Below are 6735 nucleotides of genomic sequence, written 5' to 3' on the forward strand. Positions count from 1 at the left end.
CTGCGCACAGTCCTTCGTGGCGAAAGCCGAAGGGCGTCAGCCCACCTTCTCGGTGGCCTGCAGGCTGTCGTCGCGCTCCTGCTCCGGGAACAGCGTGCGCGTGATCTTTCGAGCGGTATCGGCGACGATCGGCGCCACCCACTCCAGGCGGGTCGAACGCGCGTCCGCTGCCAGCGACAGGGCGGCAACCGGGCCGTCGACGCCGCGGAGCGCGACGCCCACGCATCCGATGCCCCGCGCAGCCTCCTCACGTTCGAACGCGACGCCACGACGCTTACGAATGCGGTTGAGCTCCTGGTGCAGTGCGACGTGATCGCGGATGGTGCGCTCGGTGCACGGCACGAGCGTCTTGCCGTACAGCGCGTCGATGCGTTCGGGCTCGAGCCACGCAAGGATGGACTTGCCGGCCGCGGTGGCGTAGGCGGGGAACCGACCGCCCACCCGCGACGGCACGCTCGACGCGAACTGTCCACCGACCTTGTCGAGGTAGAGCACCTCGTTGCCCTCGAGGACCGTCAGGTGGACGACGGCGCCGGTCTGCATCGCCAGGTCGTGGAGATGCGGCGCAGCGGCCTCCCGGATGCGGCGGTGGCCCGTGTCGCTGCCCCCGAGACCGAGGGCACGCGGGCCGAGGCAGTAACCGAAGGATGCGTGCTCGATCCAGTCGCGACGCACGAGGTGATCGAGGATGCGGTGCACCGTCGAACGGGGCAATCCGGAACGACAGGTGACCTCTTCGAGAGTGAGTGCGCCGCGGCTGTCGAAGGCCTCCAGGATGAGGGTCATCCGATCGACCATCGATGGTGGAAGTTCTCGTTTCGACGAGGTTCCGACGGGCTCGAGCGCGGAGTCGACGGCGGTCAACTGCACCTCCATAAGTCCTGGCCACGACCCTGCGCGCCTCATGAAACTGGAATCTGTTCCAGAACGTTAGCAGTAACAGAGGTCACACCGGAAGGGGTACACACAGACTGTAGGTACTCCGGAGTCAGTTTCCCGGCGAGAGCGAATTCCTATGAGTCTGGTCGGAATCGTGCGGACAGGTTATTGTCGGGACCGTGAGCAAGACGTACGAGCGCGCGAGCCGGTCGCCGCACCGTCGTGCCCAACTCTCGTGTATCCGCGGGTGCCTGGCCCGCTGACCGCCGCACCCGTTCCTGCCCCCTCAACACCACCGTACGGTGATGTCGTGTGCGGGGCCCGAAGGTCAGCAAGTCGACGATCAGAACACATCCCGAATCCGGAGCAGAGCCATGAGCGACACCACCCCTGAAGCAACCGATCCCAGCGCGAACTGGAGCTTCGAGACCAAGCAGATCCACGTGGGACAGCCCGCCGGCGGCGACACGAAGGCCCGGGCCCTGCCCATCTACCAGACCACCAGCTACACCTTCGACAACACCGATCACGCCGCGGCGCTGTTCGGTCTCGCCGAGCCGGGCAACATCTACACCCGCATCATGAACCCGACGCAGGACGCGGTCGAGCAGCGCATCGCTGCCCTCGAAGGTGGCGTCGCCGCCCTCCTGCTCGCGTCCGGACAGGCCGCCGAGACCTTCGCGATCCTCAACCTGGCCCAGGCCGGCGATCACATCGTGTCGAGCCCGTATCTCTACGGCGGCACGTACAACCTGTTCCACTACACGCTGCCCAAGCTCGGCATCGAGGTCACCTTCGTCCAGGATCCCGACAACCTCGACCAGTGGCGCGAGGCCGTCCGCGACAACACCCGCGCGTTCTTCGGCGAGACGATCGCCAACCCGAAGAACCACATCCTCGACCTGCCCGGCATCTCGGGTGTCGCCCACGAGAACGGGCTGCCGCTGATCGTCGACAACACGGTCGCCACCCCCTACCTGCTCCGCCCGCTCGAGCACGGTGCCGACATCGTCGTGCACTCGGCCACCAAGTACCTCGGCGGCCACGGCACGGCCATCGCCGGTGTCATCGTCGACGGCGGCACGTTCGACTGGACGCAGGGGCGCCACGTCGGTTTCACGACCCCCGACCCGAGCTACCACGGTGTCGTCTTCGCCGACCTCGGAGCTCCGGCCTACGCACTCAAGGCGCGCGTGCAGCTGCTGCGCGACATGGGCGCAGCGGTCTCCCCGTTCAACGCCTTCCTCATCTCGCAGGGTCTCGAGACTCTGAGCCTGCGCATCGAGCGGCACGTGGAGAACGCACAGAAGGTCGCCGAGTTCCTCGAGGGACGCCCGGAGGTCACCTCCGTCGCCTACGCCGGCCTGAAGTCCTCGCCGTGGTACGACCGCGCCCAGCAGCTCACCCCGCGCGGCGCCGGTGCGATCGTGGTGTTCGAGCTCTCCGGCGGCATCGACGCCGGCAAGCGCTTCGTCAACGCGCTGACCCTGCACAGCCACGTCGCGAACATCGGCGACGTCCGTTCGCTGGTCATCCACCCCGCGTCGACGACCCACTCGCAGCTCACCGGCGAGGAGCAGATCGCCGCGGGTGTCACCCCGGGTCTCGTGCGACTCGCCGTGGGCATCGAGAACATCGACGACATCCTCGCCGACATCACCACCGGCCTCGAGGCTGCGGGAAGCTGACCCCTGAGGATTCGGAAGACGCGACGGCCCATCCCCTTTCGGNCCGTCGCCGCGTTCGGCGTATCTGCGATCAGTCGTTGCGTGCGAGCGCCTGCGCGATCCGCTCGGCCTGCGTGCTGCTCTCGAGCAACTGCCTGACCAGCCACAGACGCAGGACACGAGTGACCGCGGCGGCGAGATAGACCGCCACACCGATCAGAGTGACAGCCACGAAGCCGAGAGCGAGCAACTGGTAGGACAGCAGGTCACGGGTATCGGAGAGGGTCAGCGACGCGATGTAGACGACGAAGACCGCGACGGCGCCGATCACCATCAGGGCCAGGCCGACGATGCGGGCCTTTCCTCCCGAATCCGGACGGGGAGCGTCGAGACCCAGCGCTGCAACGTCCTTCTTGAACTGTTCACGTCGCTCGTCGGCGAGTGCGGTCATGGTCATCCTCCTAGATAGGTGGTGGAAAGTTCTTCTTCGATCTCCGCCGGATCGCCCGTGCGCACCACCCGGCCCTGCAACATCAGCGCGGCACTGGTGGCGATCGGGAGCACCGCTCGCGCGAACTGTTCCGCTACGAGGATCGATACGCCCTCGGCGGCGAGTTCGCCGACGATCTCGTAGATCTGGGAGACGATGCGCGGTGCCAGGCCCATCGACAGTTCGTCGAGCAACAGCACCGTGGGATGGGTACCGAGCGCCCGCGACAGCGCAAGCATCTGCTGTTCGCCGCCGGACATCGAACCGGCCAGCTGTGATCGGCGCTCACCGAGAACGGGGAATCGCGTGTACGCCACCTCTTCGAGGTCTGCGAGAGGAACACCGGTGCCGGTTCCGATCCACAGGTTCTCGCGGACGGTGAGGTTGGGGAAGATGCCGCGTCCCTCGGGAATCGAGCACACCCCCAGACGTGCGAGTTCCGCTGCGGACACACCGTTGACGACCCGGCCGGCCAGCCGGAACTCACCCGACGAGACCGGATGGATCCCCGAGCACACGCGCAGGGTCGTCGTCTTACCTCCGCCGTTGGGCCCGAGTAGGGCGACCACCGCGCCCGGTTCGAGTACGAGGTCCACGCTGCGCAGCACCTCGATCGCGCCGTATCCGGCCCGGACACCCGAAAGTTCGAGCAACGGTTCGACGCTCATACCGCTTCCTCCTCGGTGCCGATGTAGGCGTTGATCACTGCCGGATCGTTCTTGATCTCGTCCGGAACACCGCTTGCCAGCACCGCTCCGTAGTCGAGCACGTGGATCCGCGAACAGATCTTCATCACCAGCGGGATGTCGTGTTCGACGAGGCATATCGCGAGGCCGTCCTTCGCCAGGTCACCGAGCAGCGTGGCGAAGGCCTCGGTCTCCTGCTCGGTCTGCCCGGACGCGGGCTCGTCGAGCAGCAGCACGCGCGGAGACGTCATCAACGCGCGGGCGACCTCCACGACGCGGGCGCGTCCGGTGGGTACGTCCGAGACGTCGGTGCTCGCGATATCGGCCAGGCCGGTCAGCTCGAGGAGCCGGTCGACTTCCTCGTCCACATCGATCTTGTTGCGTCCGTTGGCATTGTGGATGTCCCCGGCCACTCGGAGGTTGTCGCGCACGGACAGCGACACGAACAACTCGAGACGCTGGAATGTGCGGGCCATACCCATGCGGGCCCGCTTGTAGGGCGGTAGCGACGTGATGTCACGATCATCGAGGAAGACCTTGCCTGCCGTCGGCCGTTGCAGGCCGGTGATCGTGTTGAACAGGGTCGTCTTCCCGGCCCCGTTGGGTCCGATCAGGCCCGTCACCGTTCCCGGTTCGATTCCGAGGCTCACATCCTTGACCGCGACGTGTCCGCCGAATCGGACTGTGATTCCGCGTGTTTCCAGAATGGGTGTCTCAGCCATGAGGAATCAGTTCCTTCTCCGATCCGGTGGCACGTGCGGCCAGAAGTTCGTCGATTCCGAGTTCACGGTCGATCTCGTCCCGTGCCTGCTCGTTGTAGGGCTCGTCGATTCCGACCCGCTCGGGAACCAGCGGCGCGCGACGTTGTGCTTCCTCCGCGCCGAGCACCGCCTCGGGCATCAGCCACTGCCCCATGACCGGGAGCATGAACACCGTGGCGATGGTGATCGATGCGAACCACCAGTTGTCGAGCACGCCGACGAGCGCGAGCAGGTACGACACGAGGACCACCGCGGCTCCCCCGACCAGCACGGGCTTCGCGTTCTTCAGGTGACGGTAGCCCTCCACCATCTGGTGGACGCTGCCGCTCGGGTTGGCCGCGACGCCGATACCGATGAGCGCGGGGCTCACTGCGGCGACGTGACCGAGGAAGGTCCACATTCCGGCCAGTTCCGGCTGTCCCGCAGCGAGATCGGAGAACGAAACCATGATGACGGCGAAGCCGATACCCGACATCAGACCACCGAACAGCGCACCGGAGACGTAACCGATACCGGCCACGACGGTGAGCATCAGCAGCGACAGGCTCACCATGATCGAGAAGCTCTCGTTCGACACCGAGCCCATCGCACTCGACATGAACAGTCCGCCCAGGCCGGCGATGCCCGCCGACAGGGTGAAGACTCCGAGCTTGAGACGCACCAGGCTCTGGCCGAGCATCGCCGCCGCGGCGGGGCTGTCCTTCATCGCGGCGAGCCGGCGGCCGTAGCCGCTGTTGCGCAGGGCGATGATGCCCACGCCGAGAACGGCGAAGATCACCGTCACCGTCATGAGGAAGGTCGTCTCGTTCCGCAGGTCGAGTGGGCCGACCTTCAACGGCGGGATCGCGATGTTGCCGTCGGTGAACAGCGAGAACCTGATGCCGAACAGCTCGTGCTGGGTGGTGTCGCGCAGCACCATGTTCGACAGGAACACACCGAACGCCATCGTGGCCAGGGCGAGATAGAGGCCGCGCAACCGCAGGGCCGGAAGCGCGATGAGCCCGCCGATCACGGCCGTGACGGCGACGCCGAGCGCCACGCCCCACAGGTTCAGGTGGGCAGCCAGTCCGCTCCCGGAGATACCGAAGTGGAACGCCACGATCGTCGCGATGGCACCGAAAGACACGGGCGCGAGGTTCATCTCGCCCGCGTATCCGGTCAGCAGGGTCAGCGACAACGCGATGATCGCGAAGGTCATGCCGATCGTGAGGGTCGTGACCGCCGACGTCACCATGAGCAGGCGGATGGCATAGACGATGACGACGAGCGCGACCGCCCAGGCGATCGCCTTGCGCACCGACGGCACGTGGTAGCGCTCCCGGGTACGGGTGACGGCACCGCGCAACCGATCCTGCGGCAGTACGACGAGAACCACGAACAGCGCGATCATCGGCAGGGACACCCGCAGATTCGACGTCCACGTCCACGCGGTCGGGAAGTAGGCGAGCACGTATGTGGCTGCCAGGCCGAGGAACAGCGCACCGGCGAAGGTACGCGGAATGCTGCGCAGCCGGCCGAACATCGCCGCCGCGAACGCGTCGATGACGAGCAGGGTCAGCATGTTCGCTTCGAGGGTGCCACCGTTGATCGGTGTCACGAGGACACCTGCCAGCACCGCGAGGGTCGAACCCATCATCCAGGACAGCGCGGCGAGCCTGTCGGGGTCGTGCCCGTTCAGGCGCAGCAGATCGGGGTCGTCGACCACACCTCGCATCGCCACTCCGACGCGGGTGCGCACGAACATGATTCGCAGTCCCACGGCGATGAGCACCGCGGCGGCGAGACAGATCAATTCGTGGTAGCGAATGGTGACGCCGAAGAGGTCGATCCTCGCCTGGTCGCCGAAGAACATTGTCATGGTGCGTGCGGTCTCTGGATGCCAGAACCAGTGCGACACCGAGACCATGCCGAGCAGGATCGACACGGTGACGACGATTTTGGTGACCTCGGCGGTGTCACGCATCCCGCGCATGATCACGACGTAGAGCAACAGGCCCGTCATCGGGCCGAGGACGCCGAGGACGAGGAGCAACGCGACGGGTGTGGGCAGCCCCCAGCCGTAGCGCAGTTGCCAGTAGGCGAACGCACCGAGCATCGCCTGTGCGCCGTGCGCGAAGTTGAAGATGCCGGACGTGTTGTAGGTGAGAACGAGGCCCGATGCAGCGATCGCGTAAACCGATCCGAGCACCAACCCCACGATCGTGAAGGTCAGAAAGGTGTCCATACGAGTACCTCTGGTCGGGGTGCCGGCG

General features: G+C 66.2%; 6 protein-coding genes. 1 reads left to right on the plus strand and 5 read right to left on the minus strand.

Translation table 11 applies throughout. From position 1 onward, the window contains the following. Positions 1-36: 36 nt before the first annotated feature. Positions 37-876 carry an IclR family transcriptional regulator gene (locus ACLBYD_RS14085; RefSeq protein WP_041803465.1) on the minus strand — a complete coding sequence of 280 codons (840 nt, stop codon included), beginning with the start codon at positions 874-876 and terminating at the stop codon, positions 37-39. 377 nt (positions 877-1253) lie between these two features. Between ACLBYD_RS14085 and ACLBYD_RS14090 the strand changes: the two genes are divergently transcribed. Then, positions 1254-2567, plus strand: a complete 1314-nt coding sequence (locus ACLBYD_RS14090) for a bifunctional o-acetylhomoserine/o-acetylserine sulfhydrylase (RefSeq protein WP_447816934.1) — start codon at positions 1254-1256, stop codon at positions 2565-2567. Positions 2568-2637: 70 nt separating this feature from the next. Here ACLBYD_RS14090 and ACLBYD_RS14095 read toward each other — a convergent pair whose 3' ends face one another. The 4 genes from ACLBYD_RS14095 to ACLBYD_RS14110 are packed head-to-tail and all read right to left on the minus strand — an operon-like array spanning position 2638 to position 6707. Then, positions 2638-3003: a hypothetical protein gene (locus tag ACLBYD_RS14095; protein WP_229579682.1), complete on the minus strand. Its 366-nt coding sequence runs from the start codon at positions 3001-3003 to the stop codon at positions 2638-2640. Further along, positions 3000-3704, minus strand: a complete 705-nt coding sequence (locus tag ACLBYD_RS14100; protein ID WP_085470128.1) for an ABC transporter ATP-binding protein — start codon at positions 3702-3704, stop codon at positions 3000-3002. The genes ACLBYD_RS14095 and ACLBYD_RS14100 overlap by 4 nt, the downstream gene beginning before the upstream one ends. After that, complete coding sequence (locus ACLBYD_RS14105) at positions 3701-4444, minus strand: ABC transporter ATP-binding protein (RefSeq protein ID WP_447816935.1); 744 nt, start codon at positions 4442-4444, stop codon at positions 3701-3703. Before ACLBYD_RS14105 ends, ACLBYD_RS14100 begins: the two co-directional genes overlap by 4 nt. Continuing rightward, positions 4437-6707, minus strand: coding sequence for an ABC transporter permease (locus ACLBYD_RS14110; protein WP_447816936.1), 2271 nt, complete (start codon positions 6705-6707; stop codon positions 4437-4439). Before ACLBYD_RS14110 ends, ACLBYD_RS14105 begins: the two co-directional genes overlap by 8 nt. Positions 6708-6735: the final 28 nt, after the last annotated feature.

Source organism: Rhodococcus sp. C26F (assembly GCF_053345925.1).

Bases quoted from the DNA above. Each gene is read 5' to 3' on its own strand.
- ACLBYD_RS14085 (WP_041803465.1), bottom strand. From the start codon at position 876: ATGGAGGTGCAGTTGACCGCCGTCGACTCCGCGCTCGAGCCCGTCGGA.
- ACLBYD_RS14090 (WP_447816934.1), top strand. From the start codon at position 1,254: ATGAGCGACACCACCCCTGAAGCAACCGATCCCAGCGCGAACTGGAGC.
- ACLBYD_RS14095 (WP_229579682.1), bottom strand. From the start codon at position 3,003: ATGACCATGACCGCACTCGCCGACGAGCGACGTGAACAGTTCAAGAAG.
- ACLBYD_RS14100 (WP_085470128.1), bottom strand. From the start codon at position 3,704: ATGAGCGTCGAACCGTTGCTCGAACTTTCGGGTGTCCGGGCCGGATAC.
- ACLBYD_RS14105 (WP_447816935.1), bottom strand. From the start codon at position 4,444: ATGGCTGAGACACCCATTCTGGAAACACGCGGAATCACAGTCCGATTC.
- ACLBYD_RS14110 (WP_447816936.1), bottom strand. From the start codon at position 6,707: ATGGACACCTTTCTGACCTTCACGATCGTGGGGTTGGTGCTCGGATCG.